Annotated in this window: 9 protein-coding genes; 4 read left to right on the top strand and 5 right to left on the bottom strand. The window is 66.0% G+C overall.

Annotated features, from left to right (window positions below; genetic code table 11):
* Position 1: 1 nt before the first annotated feature.
* From AB2N08_RS04230 to AB2N08_RS04210, 5 genes are all read right to left on the bottom strand, one after another.
* Positions 2-661 (bottom strand): response regulator, encoded by a 660-nt coding sequence (locus tag AB2N08_RS04230; RefSeq protein WP_367609359.1) that lies wholly within the window; start codon positions 659-661, stop codon positions 2-4.
* A 228-nt stretch (positions 662-889) separates the two neighbouring features.
* Positions 890-2,569: a hypothetical protein gene (locus AB2N08_RS04225; protein WP_367609358.1), complete on the bottom strand. Its 1,680-nt coding sequence runs from the start codon at positions 2,567-2,569 to the stop codon at positions 890-892.
* Between the two features lie 14 nt (positions 2,570-2,583).
* Complete coding sequence (locus tag AB2N08_RS04220) at positions 2,584-7,383, bottom strand: hypothetical protein (RefSeq protein ID WP_367609357.1); 4,800 nt, start codon at positions 7,381-7,383, stop codon at positions 2,584-2,586.
* Between the two features lie 118 nt (positions 7,384-7,501).
* Positions 7,502-8,809 carry an NEW3 domain-containing protein gene (locus AB2N08_RS04215; RefSeq protein WP_367609356.1) on the bottom strand — a complete coding sequence of 436 codons (1,308 nt, stop codon included), beginning with the start codon at positions 8,807-8,809 and terminating at the stop codon, positions 7,502-7,504.
* Positions 8,810-8,940: 131 nt separating this feature from the next.
* Positions 8,941-9,444: a hypothetical protein gene (locus AB2N08_RS04210; protein ID WP_367609355.1), complete on the bottom strand. Its 504-nt coding sequence runs from the start codon at positions 9,442-9,444 to the stop codon at positions 8,941-8,943.
* Positions 9,445-9,815: 371 nt separating this feature from the next.
* Here AB2N08_RS04210 and AB2N08_RS04205 point away from each other — a divergent pair, with 371 nt between their 5' ends.
* Genes AB2N08_RS04205 through AB2N08_RS04190 form a run of 4 tightly spaced genes read left to right on the top strand, consistent with a single transcriptional unit; the run spans position 9,816 to position 14,431 of the window.
* Positions 9,816-11,513 (top strand): methyl-accepting chemotaxis protein, encoded by a 1,698-nt coding sequence (locus tag AB2N08_RS04205; RefSeq protein WP_367609354.1) that lies wholly within the window; start codon positions 9,816-9,818, stop codon positions 11,511-11,513.
* A 16-nt stretch (positions 11,514-11,529) separates the two neighbouring features.
* Positions 11,530-12,345: a CheR family methyltransferase gene (locus AB2N08_RS04200; RefSeq protein ID WP_367609353.1), complete on the top strand. Its 816-nt coding sequence runs from the start codon at positions 11,530-11,532 to the stop codon at positions 12,343-12,345.
* Complete coding sequence (locus tag AB2N08_RS04195) at positions 12,345-12,836, top strand: chemotaxis protein CheD (RefSeq protein ID WP_367609352.1); 492 nt, start codon at positions 12,345-12,347, stop codon at positions 12,834-12,836. The genes AB2N08_RS04200 and AB2N08_RS04195 overlap by 1 nt, the downstream gene beginning before the upstream one ends.
* A gap of 17 nt (positions 12,837-12,853) precedes the next feature.
* Positions 12,854-14,431 carry a chemotaxis protein CheW gene (locus AB2N08_RS04190; RefSeq protein WP_367609351.1) on the top strand — a complete coding sequence of 526 codons (1,578 nt, stop codon included), beginning with the start codon at positions 12,854-12,856 and terminating at the stop codon, positions 14,429-14,431.
* Positions 14,432-14,543: the final 112 nt, after the last annotated feature.

The following is a 14,543-nucleotide window of genomic DNA, read 5'->3' as shown; positions in this document are numbered from 1 at the left end:
GTCAGTCGGGCGCAGCCGCCGCGTCGATGTCGTTGAAGATCTGTTCGATCCGGGCGCGCAGTTCGGGGAAACGCACGGGTTTGGCAAATACCGGGATGTCGTCGGGCAGGCCCATCGACGTGATCGTGGCACGATCCAGGCCACTGATGACGATGATCGCCATGTTGCCATAGCGCGGATCGGCGCGCAGGGTTCGTACCATGCGGAAACCATCCATGCCTGGCATGTTCAAGTCGCTGATCAACAGGTCGGGGCGCGCTTCGCCGATACGGATCAGGGCGTCGAAGCCGTCGCGCGCCTTGATCAGCTGGGCATCCAGCCCCCAGCCCGAGATTTCCAGTTCATACAGGCGCAGCAGGGTAGCGTCGTCGTCGGCCATCACGATGCGCCGGCCAATCAGCGTCGCCTTGGCCTCGGGCGATGGTGCAGGGTGACCGCCGGTAACAGCGTGATTGCGCTGCGCGACCAGGCGATGCACCGACGTGAGCAGGATGCGGCGGTGGCCGCCGGCGGTTTTCCAGGCCTGCAGGACGCCGCTCTCGACCCAGAGTTGCACGGTGCGGTGCGAAACGCCGAGCAGGCTCGCGGCCTCTTTGGTCGAGCAGACTTCTGCTGAAGCGGGGTCGGGTGGCGCCGGCGGTGTACTGCTGTGCGATGTCATGAAATAGTTTGTGCAGGTGATTAAGAACTTCCCGACCGGGGGCTGGTGGTCCACGATCTCGACACGTCCTGGTGCTGACAGCGCGTCGGGAAAAGCCGGAACAGGCCACCTGGATGCGTAACAATACGCATAGGCAAGTCAGCAATCTATCAAATTATCACAACTTACGATAGTGAAACGTGATAACTCGTTTCTATATTGTAACTTGCAGTGATTAATTATGCAGCACTATTGCACTTTCACCGTCACTGTGACAGTCCCACTGTCGCCCGGCGCCAGCGTGCCCGTGATGCCCCACTCGACCTTGCCGTTGGCGCCGACTTCGGGCTTGGCCGCCACCGCGCATGCCAGACCCGACGGTAGCGTGCCGCAGCTGCTGTCGGCATAGGTGGTAAATGCCGGCGTGGTGTCTTCGATCTTCAGTTGCGTCAGGGTGGTGGTGCCGCTGTTCTGGAACGTGATCGTGTACAGGATGGTGCTGCCCGGCGTGGCATTGGCCTTGTCGACGGCCTTGGTCAGCTTGAAGTCGTCGCAGGTCTGGCAAATGCCTTCGACCGTGACGACGATTTCGCCCAGGCCGATGCCCAGCAGTTTGAGCAGCGGATCGGCCACGCCGCTCAGCACCGGCGCGAGCAGGGGGCTGACCACGTTCTTGACCAGTGTCTTGACGAGCGGTTCGACCGCGCCCTGCAGCAGGCCCAGGGCCGGCATGCTGCGGATCTGCAGGTTCGTCACCAGGCTGTTGGCCGCGTTCGTGATGAAGGTGGTGCTCGAGGTCACGGTGCGCGTTTGCGGGAACGTGCCCGACATCGTCACGCTGGTCGAGAACGGCGCCTGGCCGCGCACGATGCTCTTGATGTCGAGCGGGATGTTCACCGAGACGAGCCCCAGCGCGGCCGCCTGGAGCGAGCCGATGGTGCCGAAGTCGACGTCCGAATCGAGGATCCTGCGGGTGCGGTTGAAGAACACGGCGTCGTCGATCTTGCCGACGAAGATGTCGGACACGCCTGGCGCGACCTGCAGGGTGACGGCCTTGGTGGCGGCGCTCACCGCCGTCAGGCTGCCTTCGCCGCGCGCGACTTCCACGTACACGTCGAGCTTGCCGATGGCGATCGATGCGCTTTGCAGCAGGCCCAGGCCCACCAGGGTGTCGGTGACCGGCGCCAGCGACACCAGGTCCAGTTTGAGCTTGAGCCGCACTGCCGCCGAATGGAAGGTCGAGCCCGTCGGGCCGCACACATACACCGGCTGCTCGATCACCTGCGAATACAGTTGCAGGTTATTGACCACGCCAACCGCGCCCAGCAGGCCGCCCGAGACGCCGACCGGCTGTGGGGTGCTGAGGACATTGCGGCGGTTGTACAGCTGGGCCAGGCCAGTGAACATGTCGAGCGCATTGATGGTGGTGGTGCCGAGTGACCCGGTGTCGGCCGTGACCTTGAGCAGGTCGCCCAGCCGCACGGTGCCGCCCACGCCATTGAGTTGCGATGCCAGGCCGTTCAGGGCGCTGGCCAGCTGCGGCTTGGCCTCGGCCTGCGCTTGCACGGCCAGCGCATTGGCCACCTGCGCCAGCGTGACGTTGGCGCTCAAGGCCTGCGCCGGGGTCGATACACCCAGGTCGGTCTTGAGCACGTTCAGGAAGTTCAGCAGATTGAGATTGCCGCCAGCCAGCGCGTTCCAGTCGACGGCATTGAGCGAGACACCGGTACCGAGCATGCCGCCCAGCAGTGGGCCGAGCAGGGCGCTCTTGCCGGTATCGACGCTGGCCAGGCGCGGGCCGGCGGTGATGCAGGCGCCGGTCACGGTGCAGTCGGCCTTGGCGGGCAGGGCGCCGAGCAGGCACAGGGCAGCCAGCAGCGTGCGCAGCCAGGCGTGGCGCAGAAGGGTCGAAAACGATTGGTAAGTCATGTCGATATCCTTGATTACTTGAGCAGGTCGCCCGAGAGGAGGCCCTGCAGGGTGTTCTCGTCGAACTTCATGCGCACGCGGAAGTACACGCCCTTGGCGGTGGCGTCGGCGCCAGCCAGGTCACGCTCCTTGAAGCCGAGCAGGTTGTAGCCGGCCGAGACCCACATATTGCGTTTCAGTTGGTAGCCCGCTTCCAGACCGGCGGCGTACTGGCGGCCGCGCGTGTCGCGATCCATCAGCATCTGGGCGGTCGCGCCGATGTCCCAGTCTTCATTGATTTCGTGGGTCACGCGGCCGGCCACCAGGTGGCTGACGGTGCGGTTCGACAGGCCGCTCGACTGGTCCATCGCCATCTTGGCGGCGTAGCGGCCGCTGACGGTGGTGTCCTGGCGCAGCTGCCAGTTGGCGTTGAACGAAACAGCGTGCACGGCGCGTTTCAGGTCGGCCAGGCCGTCGTCGCGTTCGAGCTTGTACTCGTACTTGGCCAGGCCGTTCACCCCGATCGATTGCAGCGCGCGGTACGCCACGCCGGTTTGCAGCAACTCGGTCACGCGCATGGTCTTGTTGGCGTTGGCGCGGGTCGCGGCCAGGGTGTTCTTGCCCAGGAAGGTCCAGCTGTCGTCGATCTTGTAGGCCAGGCCCAGGGTCGAGAGCAGGCCGTCGCTGTCGGCGCCGTGGCGCAGTTCGAGGCGGGCGTTGCCGGTCCAGGTCGGGTGGCGGCTCACTTCGATGGCGCCGGTCAGGGCGATTGCTTCGTTGTTGTTCACGCCCGAGAGCACCTTGACGCGCTCGAAGCTGGTGTTGGCGCGCACGCCTTCACCCAGCGTCCACAGGTTGCGCAGGCCCAGGGCCGCTTCGGCCTGGCGCTCGCCGGTGACGGTGCCCGCTGGCGAAGTGCCACCGGCGCGGTATTCCGAGAACACGCGGCCATCGTGCATGTAGTCGGTATCGACGCCGAACACGGTGGCGTGGCGCTGCTGGCCTTGATTCAGTGCATAGGTTGAGCCCAGGCTGCTGATCAGTTCGTGGCGGCCGTACACGCGGCTGCCGCCGGCGAAGCGGTAGTCGCCGCCCAGGGCCACCATGCGGCGGCCGTTGTCGTGGATGTCCTGTTCGCCTTCGACGAACACGCCGGCCTGCGGCAGGCCAGGGATCTGCATGCCCAGTTTGGCGCGCACGCTGGTCAGGTCGGGCTGGGCCACGATGACCGACTGGCCGCCTTCTTCGCGCGAATGGCGCATGCCCAGTTCGGCTTGCAAGCCATTCTCGAACGCGTAGCCGGCGAAGATCTGCACGCCGTTGCGGGTGGCGTCGGTGGTCAGGTCGGCGGTGTGCAGGCCTTCCAGGCCCAGGCTGGTGCGCTCGGTGAAGCGGTAACGCATGCGCGCGCCGCCTTCGGTGCGGCCTTTCGGCAGGTTCGCCGATGGGTTGTCGAAGTTGGCGTCGGCGCGGCCCAGGAACAGGTGGCTTTCCAGTTTGCCGTCGGTGCGGGTGGCGTCAAAGCGCGCGGCGCGGCCCGACAGGTCGGCCTTTTCCATCTGCGCAGCTTCGACGATGACCGTGGTCTTTTCGTCAGGCTTGACGGTGGCGTTGACGCTCACCAGGCGGGTCGGGGCGGCCGGGTTGCGGTCTTCCACGGCGCTGGCGCCGACTTCGACATAGCGGCCGATCTGGTACTGGGCGGCGACGCCGCCGACCAGGAAGCGGGCGCCATTCTGGTCGACTTCGTACGCCAGGCGCAGGCTGACCGGGTTCAGGTTTTCGTCCAGGCTCGGCACCGGGGCGCGCAGCAGGATGCGGCCGGTGAGTGGATCGATGTCGTAGTCGACGTAGCGCACCAGGGCGCGGCGCGACAGGATCAGGCCGGCCTGGTTACGGTCGCGCACCATGATTTCGACGCGCTCGCTGTTGATGACCATCAGGCCGCCGCCGGTGAGGAACGGGCCCGAGGTGCCGTTGGCGGCGAATTCTTCGACCATCTGGCGGGTGCTGTCGTAGCTCAGGAACGAGTCGACGGTAAGGTTGCCACCAAAGTTGTCCAGTTCGGCGTGCTGGCGCAGGCCCGTCAGGTTGCGGTTGTAGGCGCCCAGGTTGCGCGCCGGGGTCACGCCTGGCGGCACGAAGTCGCCGAACATCACGTACGAGCGGTTGCGCTCGGCCTTGAAATACAGGCGGCCGGCCGATTGCGCCTCGAAGCCGCGGCGTGCGTCGTCGCCGTAGGTCGGGTAGAAAGCGAACGGGTTGATGTCACGGAACATCTTCGGTTCGGTGTCCTTGTCCGAGTCGTACGACATGGTCAAGAGCGTGTCTGCGCCGATCTGGCCCTTGGCGAACATGGCGGCGCGGGCGCCGGCGTTCACGGTGTCGCTGCCGGCCATGTGGCGCAGGCGGTCTTCGAAGCCGTCGAAATCGCGCAGCGGCGTGGTGTTGTTGCCACGGGTACGGTTCAGGCTGAAGGCGCCTTCGACCACACCGGCCGCGACCATCGGGCGCAGCGCTGGCAAGAAGCGCATGGTGCTCTTGGCGCGCAGCAGGCCGCTGGTCGCCTGCAGGCGGGCTTCGCCGGCGTCCGGTGCCGTGCGCAGGGCGAATTCGGCACTGCCGCCTTCGACGAAGACCTGGTGGCCAGGTTCGCGCGGGTCGAGGTCAGGCTGGTCCCACTGGCCGGCGCTCGCCTCGAGCGTGACCGGGGTGCGTTCGGCGATCAGCACGCCATTGGCGTCTTCCAGGCGCACGGCGATCATCGCCATGTGCTGACCGTCGGCCGGTGCCGATTCGACCAGCGGGGCGATCGACAGGCGCGCCAGGGCGCCCGGCAGCACCACGTCCACGACGCTGCTGCCGCGCCGGTTGCCGAAGCTGTCGGTTTCGCGCACTTCGATCAGGTTGTGGCCGGCTTTCAGCGTCACGCCGACGTATTCGCGCAGCTCCAGGGCATGCGCCGCCAGCGTGTCCTGCTTGCCGATATGGCTGTCGTCGACGGTCACGCCGTTGACCAGCAGGGTGAAGCTCGAACCGGCGCCGCCCTTGATGCGGATCGTTGGCTGGGCGTGCGGCAGGATCGCGCCATCGACCAGGCCGATGAAACCCAGGCGGTTGGTCATCGATTCGAGATCCAGCTCGGGCGCTGCCTTGGCGGCGGCCGGGGCCGGGGCGGTGAGCACAGCGGCCGAGGCCAGCAAGGCGCGCAGGCGGGCGGCGCGGGCCTTGATCGCGTCGATGAGTTCAGGGTTGCAACCACTCAGCGCGAAGTCGGCGCGCGCCAGTTCGCCATCCTTGAGGTCGACGAAGCGGCTGCCGGCGTCGCCCGCATTGCGGTTCGACAGCACGGCGAGGTTACCGGCCAGCAGCGTGCTCATGTCGACTTTCGCCACGTGGGTGCGCGGGGCAACATCGGCGAAGCTGTAGCGGCCATCGGCGTCGGTCTGCGAGAAGCTGCCGTCTTCCAGGTAGATGCGCACGTCGGGAATGCCCGGCTCGCCCAGGTCGCGCTGGCCATTCACATTGCAGTCGGCGAACACGTCGCCCAGGATGTAGCCCTTGCTGCTGAACACGCCCGCTTCGACCTTCACCTTGGCGGCGGCCACAGACGAGACCAGGGCCAGCGGGGCGCCGCTGGTGGCCTGGGCGCGGTTGATGCCGTCGCCCTGCAGCGCGCCGCCGCCGATGCGCACGCGGTAGCGCAGCACGCGGTTCGACTTGGCGTTCAGGGTGGCCAATGGGATGCGCAGCGTCGGGCCGCGGTTTTCGAAGTTGTCGGTCACCAGCGCGCCGTCGATGCGCAGCGTGCCCGGCACGAAACTAAAGCCGGCTGGCAGGCGGTCTTCGACGACCACGTCGACCAGGGCTTGTTCGGCGGTGTTATAGACGCGCACGGTGTAGTCGAGCACGTCGCCGACTTCGACGATGGCGCGCGACGCGTTCTTTTCCAGGTACAGCACGCCCGGGATCGGGTCGAGCGGCACGTCGATCGTGACCAGGCCGGTCGTTTCGCTGACGATGAATTCGCCGCCGAACGAGCCGTACAGATTGGTGGTGCGGCCGGCCGGCAGGTCGCCGGCGGCGGTCTTCGATGGGAAGCTGTAGTTCGATGGCGACTTGACGTCGAGGCGGTACAGGCTCGCGGCCACCAGTGGGAACTGATAACCGCCTTCTTCGTCGGTGACGACGGTGCTTGGCATCGGCGTGACGCCATCGACGTCGAACACCCGCGCTGGGGCGCCCGGTGCGCCGCCGTTGCCCGCGCCGGTGACATCGATCAAGGTCACGGTCGCGCCTGGCAGCGGCAGGTTGCTGCGGCTGTCGTAGACCACGCCGATCGGGTCGATCAGGATCGAGCTCCAGATCTGGTTGTTGCCGCAACCGTTGACGGTCGCCATCAGGGTGTCGTTGGCCAGCACCTCGATCGCGCCGTCGGCCACGTCATCTTCGTGGTCTTCGTCCATCTCGTGGTTGGAGGCGTTGGCGGTGAAGCGGTACACCCCGCTGTCGGCTGCGGTCTCCATCGCGACGTAGGTCTGGCTGTCGCCGGTGAGCTTGGAGGTGAGGGTGACATTGACGCGCTCGGCGATGCTGCCGTCGGCGTTGCAGTCGTCGGCCTCGACCTGCAGGAACAGCGCGCCGTCGAGCTTGGTCGAACGGGCCACGCGGCTGTAGGCGGCCGAGGTGAAATAGGTGATCGAATCCGGGCGCTTGGCGCTCACGGTATTCGATTGCACGGTGGTGCTGCCGCCGGCCGGGTTGGCGAAGGTCGCGCTGGCCCGGTTGGTAATGGCGGCGTCCGCGGCGCCAGCCATCAGCAGGACGAGGCTCATGCAGAGAAGTACGAGTTGTCGGAGCAGAGTGGTCATGGCGCGTAGGAGTCTGGGAATTCGGGGCAGCGCCGCCGGAGCGGCGCTGCGTTGGTGTGGCTGGGTTACAAGGTCAAATGACTTAGTCGATCTTCACGCCGAACGCCATGGTGTTCGACTGGCCCGGGGCCAGGTTGCCGACGGTGGCCGAAACGTTGCCGATCAGGCCCGCGAGTGGCGCAACGATGCTGCCCAGCAGGGTGTTGGCTGGTGCGCCGGCGTGGTACGTCGTGTTGGCCGGGACCGTGTCGTTCATGACCATCAGGTTGATGGTGGTCACGCCCTTGTTGGTGCCGACGATCTGGTAGCGGATGCAGGCGCCCGGCACTGCGCCGGTCGTGATCGGTGCGTTGCTGAAGGCGGTATCGGCGACACCGTCGCAGTTGGCGTCCAGGGCTTGCGTCTTGACCAGTTCGACCAGCGAATCGGCGGCGGCGACGGTGACGGCTTCGTGGATGCGGTCGGCCACGCCGGTGCCCGAGATGGCGCGGAAGTACAGGTCGGTCGTGCCTGGTGCGGTGCCTGCAGGCGGGGTAACTTCGGCAGTAACCCGGAAGTTGCCGCCAGCGGCGACGGTGGCGTTGGTGATTACGGCGCCGTTGACGTCCTTGAACACCACGGTCCAGCCCGATGGCAGGACAGTCGTGCCGAAGGTGGCGTCGGTGCTGGCTGCCAGGCTGAAGGTGTCCGGGCTGCCGCCGGTGTTGTTCAGGAACAGGACGAACGAGGTCATCGTGCCGGCCGTGGTGGTCTTGGTTTCCACGGCAGCTGCTTCGACGCCAGGACCTGCACCCGGTGCGCCGGCGCCGGCCGAGTTGGCGGTGATGTCGATCACGGCGCCTGCCGAGGTGGTGGTGGTGTCGATGCTGGTGGCGTTGACGGAACCGTTGAAGCCGCTGGTGGCGCGCACCGTCAGGGCGTTGGTGGTGCCATTGGTGGCGCCGGCCGGCAGGGTGGCGACGGCCACGAAGCGGAAGGTGGCGCCGGGCGCCAGTGGACCGGTGGTGGTGATCGGGGTGGCGTTGTCAGCCACGCCGTCGCCGTTGGCATCGAGGTAGAACACGACGCCGGTCATGTTCAGCGTGCCGGTATTGGTTTGCGACAGGGCGAAGGTGTCGCTGCCGTTACCGGTGTTGGTCACGCTGTGGGCGTAGGTGACCGAGGTGCCGGCGCCGGCGCTCTTGGCGGTACCTGCAGGCATGGTCAGGCTGGCGACCTGCTGCACGGTGGTGATCACGGTATTCGACTGGACCGTCTTGGTGCCGGTGGAGTCGTTATACGTGGCGGTTGCCTGGTTGGTGATGACGGTGCCGGCCGCAGTGGCGGCGTAGGCGCCGTTGGCGGCTGCCAGCAGCGCGGCTGCGGCGACAAGCTTGAGACGGGTTTTCATGGCTGCTTCCTTGTGTGTGATGTCGGCGAATCAGGGTTGAACAGGTGTTGACACGGGTTTGTAATTGACAAAAAGACAACTATTGATACGGTTTTACAGCGTGACGTCGAAACGTCAGAAAAAATCAGGGTTTACGAGCGGGCGACCTTGGGCGTTGCGGGCACGCCGACCCGCATGCGCGACGTCACGGTGGCAGCCTTGCCCGGGGCGAGATCGCCCAGCTCCCAGCGCAGGAAGCGGTATTGCTCCGGTGGGACCGGCTCCACCGTTCGTCGGCCATTGCGCAGTACTTCGCGCGTCAGGGGCAGGGGACTGAACTGCTTGCCATCGACACTGGCCTGGACCGCTTTCGGGGCGGCGCTGCCGTCGAGGTAGACCATCGCGCCTTCGGGCACCGGCAGGGTTGCCGCCACGGCCTTCGCGGCCGTCTTGCCGTTGTTCTGGTAAGTGACCTGGTATTCGATGGTGTCGCCAGGGTTGGCTTCGGTGGCTGGCACCAGCTTCTCGCCGCCCTTGTCCTGGCTGACGACCTGGAACGCTTGCAGGCGCACGTCGACGGCGTGGGTATCGGCAGCGAATACTTTCGTGCCGGCGAGCACGATGGTCCAGAACAGCAGGATATTCAGGATACGCATGAACATATTGTTCCTTTCATTCAAACGGTAAGTCGGTGAAGTCGTCATGGTTTCGGTTTTGCTGAGTTTGTTGATGACCTGAATTCTATCGACTTTGCTGAATTTCTCAAGAAAAATATTTCGTTTTGATCGATTTGGTTGTTTCATGGGAACATCTTGAAGACGGCCTTCCGGCATTTTGCTCGTCTGGAAACAATGCTTGGCCCTTGCCAACCTGATATCGTTGTTCTTGGACAACATAAAATCGCGTTAAGCAAGATATTCTGACTTTGCTGGATTTACTGTTTGTGCGTTCTGGCGCATTATCTAGGCATGCACTTGTTGCGTCGTCGCGCCCGCGGCGTCTTCCACTCACTTACTTCATTGGATATATGGAAACGATCTATCTGGAATCGCCCGACGCCCTGCAGGACCTGCGTGCGATCTATTCGGCGCTTGACGGCGCCCAGGCCATCATCGAGTTCGATTTGAATGGCAACATCCTGCGCGCCAACGACAACTTCCTGAGCGTGACCGGTTACTCCGACGCCGAGTTGACAGGCCGTCATCATTCGATGTTCTGCGAACGCGATTTGGTCGATTCGCCGGCCTACGCCCGTTTCTGGGCCGATCTGGGCGCCGGCAAGTCCGACCGCGCCGAATACAAGCGCATCGCCAAGGGCGGCCGCGAATTCTGGATCAACGCGTCCTACAACCCGGTGCGCGACAGCTCCGGCCGCGTGTGCAAGATCATCAAGTTCGCCACCGACATCACGGGCGAGAAAGTGCGCGCCGCCGAAACGACCGGCCTGGTGACGGCGATCGGCCGCGCTCAGGCCGTGGTCGAGTTCGACATGAATGGCATCCTGCTCGACGCCAACGCCAACTTCCTCGACCTGCTCGATTACGCGCTGGAAGACGTGCGCGGCGAACATCATCGCGTGTTCTGCGACGACGAATACGCGTCGAGCGCCGCCTATCGCCGCTTCTGGGGCAAGCTCAACCGTGGCGAATTCGACGCCGGTCGCTACAAGCGCCACGGCAACAACAACAAGACTGTCTGGATCCAGGCCACCTACAACCCGATCTTCGACGCCAGCGGCAAGCCGGTAAAAGTCGTCAAGTTCGCCACCGATATCACGGCGCAAGTGCTGCTCGAGGAGGCTGCCGTCGAACGCGCCGAGCACGAGCGCCAGAAAGTGGGCCTGCTGCTCGAGCAGGTCGCGCGCGCCTCGGCCGGGGACCTGACCGGTTCGGTCGATACCAGCGGCGACGAGCCGCTTGACGAACTGGGGCGCGGCGTGATGAAGATGATCGGCGACCTGCGCGGCGTGATCGGCGACGCCGTCTCGGCCGCCGGCAAGCTCAATGTCTCGTCGCGCACGATCGCCGACCGCTCCAACACGGTGGCCGCCAGCGCCCAGGCGCTGGGCGCCACGGTCGAGCAGATGAATGCCTCGGTCGATGGCTTGACCGCATCGATCAACACCATTGCGCGCAGCACGCAAGAGGCCAATGGCCTGGCCCAGTCGACCCGCGACGAAGCCGAGATCGGCGCCAAGGCGATCGCCCGCTCGATCGAAGCGATGGCGATGATCAACCAGTCGTCGGAAGACATCGGCGAGATCGTCAAGGTCATCGGCGAGATCGCCGGCCAGACCAATATGCTCGCCTTCAACGCGGCCATCGAGGCGGCGCGCGCCGGTGAACACGGCCTGGGCTTCTCGGTCGTGGCCGACGAAGTGCGCAAACTCGCCGAGCGCTCGTCGCAGGCGACCAAGGAAATCTCGAAGCTGATCAACGAATCGGTGCGCCGCGTCGCGCAGGGCAGCGAGATTTCGCGCCAGGCCAGCGAAGCGTTCGACCGCATCACGACCGGCGTCGCCAAGACGTCGCTGGCGATCGCCGAGATCTCGGACAGCGCCAGCGAACAGTCGCTCACGGCCAAGGAAGTGTCGGCCGCGATCCTCTACATCGCCCAGGAAACCGAGCGCTCGGCCGGCTCGTGCGACAGCATCGCCCGTTCGACCGAAGGCCTGAACGAGCACGCCGGTCACCTCAACAACACCGTGGCCCGCTTCGTGGTCTGAGGGTAGGGGAACAGCGATGGAACTATGTGACGACAACCTGACCGCCCTGATTGCCCTGGTGCGCCAGCACACGGGCATCGCGATGAACGAGCACAAGCGCGTGCTGCTGCAAGGGCGCCTGCGCCCGCGACTGCGCGCGCTGGGCATCGCCTCGTGGGCCGGCTACATCGAGCGCCTGGCCAGCGACCGCAATGAAGTCACGTCGTTCATCGATTCCGTGACCACCAACGACACGGTGTTCTTCCGCACGCCGGCCGTGTGGTCCTGGTTTGAACACGCGTTCTTGCCCACTTTCGTGGCCGCCGGCCACGGTGCGCCGCTGCGCATCTGGTCGGCCGCGGCGGCCACCGGCGAAGAAGCGTATTCGCTGGCCATGAGCTGCCTCGAGCACCAGGCGCACGCGCCCGGCCTGCGCTTCGAGATCCTCGGCACCGACATCTCGAACGCGGCGCTGGCCACGGCGCGCGCCGGCGAGTACCGCGGGCGCAGCGTGGAGCGCTTCGAGGCCGATCGCCCGGCGCTGTTTCGCAAGTACCTGACGCCGCACGGCGACGGCGTGAAGGTCGCGCCCGACGTCGCGCAGCACGTGAGCTTCGACCAGCACAACCTGCTGGGCCGCCCGCCACGCTCCGTTGCTTTTGATTTAGTGATGCTGCGCAATGTGCTGATCTATTTCGATGGCGAGCACCAGCAACAGGTGCTCGCGGGCGCGCGCGCCGCGATGCGCCCCGATGCCCGCCTGGTCCTGGGCGAGCAGGAATCCATCACCCGCCTGCAAACCGAATTCACGTTCGAGCAGGCCCATGTCTATCGTATCGGCGGAGAAAAATAATGAGTATGCAAAGCCTGAACCACATGTCCTACGTGCTGTCCGGCCAGATGCAGATCGGCCAGGGCGAACAGGTCCTGACCGCGCTGCTCGGTTCCTGCGTCGGGATCGGCATGATCTGGCGTAACCAGGGCCGCTGCGGCCTGGCGCACTGCTTCCTGCCCGACGGCGTCGAAGCAGGCGAGAGCTCGGCGCGCTATGTCAGCGCGGCTGTGCCGCGCCTGTTGGCCATGATGGGCGTGCGGCGCGAGCAGTACGATGAAGTCGACGTCGTCATCGCCGGCGGCGCGCGCATGCTGAACCTGCGCGCACTGGACGGCGCGGTCGGCACGCGCAATATCGAAGCGGCCCGCTCGCAGCTGTCGCTGCGCGGCCTGCAGGTGATGTTCCAGGACGTGGGCGGCTCGCAGGGCCGGCGCCTGTCGATCGATTGCGATCGCCAGACCTTCAGTGTGGTGCGCATCGCGCGCGAACAGCAGGCGGTGGCGGCATGAATATGGAGACTGCGGCAATGACCAACGCCATGACTGATGCCCACGCGGCCGTGACGGCCATCGAACAACAAACAGCTGCCGCCGCGCGCGTGCTGCGCGAAGCGGCCGGCATGGAAGTGATGGGCACGTTCTTCCTGGCCGGGCAAGAGTTTGCACTGCCGGCGGCGAACGTGCGCGAAGTGGTGGGCATGCCCGGGCGGATCACGCCGATCCCGCTCTCGCCGCACTGCCTGGAGGGCATCTTCACGCTGCGCGGCGCCGCGATCCCGCTGCTGAACCTGGGCCGCATCTTCGACCCGGCCGCGCCTGCGGCGATGGGCGAGCAGCGCGTGGCGATCATCGACGTCGACGATATCCAGGTTGGCCTGGTGTTCGACGCCACCGGCGAAGTGCTGCGCGTGCGGCCCGAGCAGCGCGCCGGCTTGCGCTGGCGCGAAGGGGACGACCAAGCGCCGGCCGGCGTGGTGGCCGGCGCGATCACCCTGAACGATGGCGCGCGCGTGGTGCAGTTGCTCGACGCCGACGCGCTGGTGCGGATCGATAACGTGCCGCAGGTGCGCGCCCACGCCAGCGTGGCGCGCGACGCCTGGCGCATGCGCTTTCTGCGTCAGGCGCAGGGCCGCAAGTGCATTTCGTTCACCGTCGGCGGCCTGCGCTTCGCGCTGGCGATGGAAGCGATCCAGGAGATCATGCGGGTGCCCGAGCTGCTGCCGTCGGTGATGCTGGGCCGCCTGTGCAAGGGCTGGCTGAACCTGCGCGGCATGCCGGTCGGCGTGGTGGACTTCGGCGCGCTGCTCAATTGCGCCCCGTCGCAGTCCGATCCCCAGGACGCGCGCGTCCTGGTCGTGCGCATCGGCGACGAGCAACTGGGCCTGCTGGTCGACGCGGTCGACGATATCCGCCCGTATTTTGACACCGACATCCTGCCGATCCCGCTGCTGGGGACCGCGCGCGGCGCGATGTACCGCGGCTGCCTGCCGAATGCGGAACTGGGCGACAGCCTGTTCCTGGCCCACGAAAGTCTTTTCTCGGATACCGAAGTGAGCGACATCTGCGCCGGCCACCGCCGCCTGTATGCACAAGAAGCCAGCGCCGCCTGCGCTGCCCGGAAAAAATCCGGCGCCCGCCACGTGTACCTGGCGTTCTCGCTCGATACCGGCTGGGCCGCCGACATCAGCCAGGTGCGCGAGATCGTCGACTTCGACGGCACCGTCACCCGTCCGCCGGGCATGCCGGCCTGCGTGTACGGCATGATGCAGGTGCGCCAGCAGATGGTGTGCGTGATCGACCTGCGCGTGTTGTACGGCATGGCGCCGTTGGGCACCGAGGCTGCGCGCCGCATCCTGGTGCTCGAGCACGAGGGCGAGCGCTTCGGCCTGATCGTCGACCGCGTCGACACCATCCTGTCGCTGCCGGACAGCCAGCGCCGCCCGTCGCCGCAACTGCTGCGCGTGAACGGCCCGCAAGACATGCGCCAGGACAGCGCCGAGGTGCTCGAAGTGCCGGGCATCGACGGCCGCGACGACGTGCTGACGCTGTTCGACAAGGAGAAGTTCATCGTCACCCTGCGCCAGCAACTGGGCGCGGTGCATTGAGCCATCAGAACCCCGTTTGGCGGGCTTTACAGGCCCGCCAGGCGCTCCATTTTGATTGAAGGCCCTTCGGGGCCTTTTTTGTTGCGCGGGCCGTGGCGGGCTGGCCAGCGCC

The organism is Massilia aurea (genome assembly GCF_040790145.1).
Taxonomy (GTDB): Bacteria; Pseudomonadota; Gammaproteobacteria; order Burkholderiales; family Burkholderiaceae_D; genus Telluria; species Telluria aurea_C.
Note: the sequence above shows the minus strand (reverse complement) of the source record. Positions and strands in the feature narration are given on the sequence as shown.

Bases quoted from the DNA above. Each gene is read 5' to 3' on its own strand.
- AB2N08_RS04230 (WP_367609359.1), bottom strand. From the start codon at position 661: ATGACATCGCACAGCAGTACACCGCCGGCGCCACCCGACCCCGCTTCA.
- AB2N08_RS04225 (WP_367609358.1), bottom strand. From the start codon at position 2,569: ATGACTTACCAATCGTTTTCGACCCTTCTGCGCCACGCCTGGCTGCGC.
- AB2N08_RS04220 (WP_367609357.1), bottom strand. From the start codon at position 7,383: ATGAGCCTCGTCCTGCTGATGGCTGGCGCCGCGGACGCCGCCATTACC.
- AB2N08_RS04215 (WP_367609356.1), bottom strand. From the start codon at position 8,809: ATGAAAACCCGTCTCAAGCTTGTCGCCGCAGCCGCGCTGCTGGCAGCC.
- AB2N08_RS04210 (WP_367609355.1), bottom strand. From the start codon at position 9,444: ATGCGTATCCTGAATATCCTGCTGTTCTGGACCATCGTGCTCGCCGGC.
- AB2N08_RS04205 (WP_367609354.1), top strand. From the start codon at position 9,816: ATGGAAACGATCTATCTGGAATCGCCCGACGCCCTGCAGGACCTGCGT.
- AB2N08_RS04200 (WP_367609353.1), top strand. From the start codon at position 11,530: ATGGAACTATGTGACGACAACCTGACCGCCCTGATTGCCCTGGTGCGC.
- AB2N08_RS04195 (WP_367609352.1), top strand. From the start codon at position 12,345: ATGAGTATGCAAAGCCTGAACCACATGTCCTACGTGCTGTCCGGCCAG.
- AB2N08_RS04190 (WP_367609351.1), top strand. From the start codon at position 12,854: ATGACCAACGCCATGACTGATGCCCACGCGGCCGTGACGGCCATCGAA.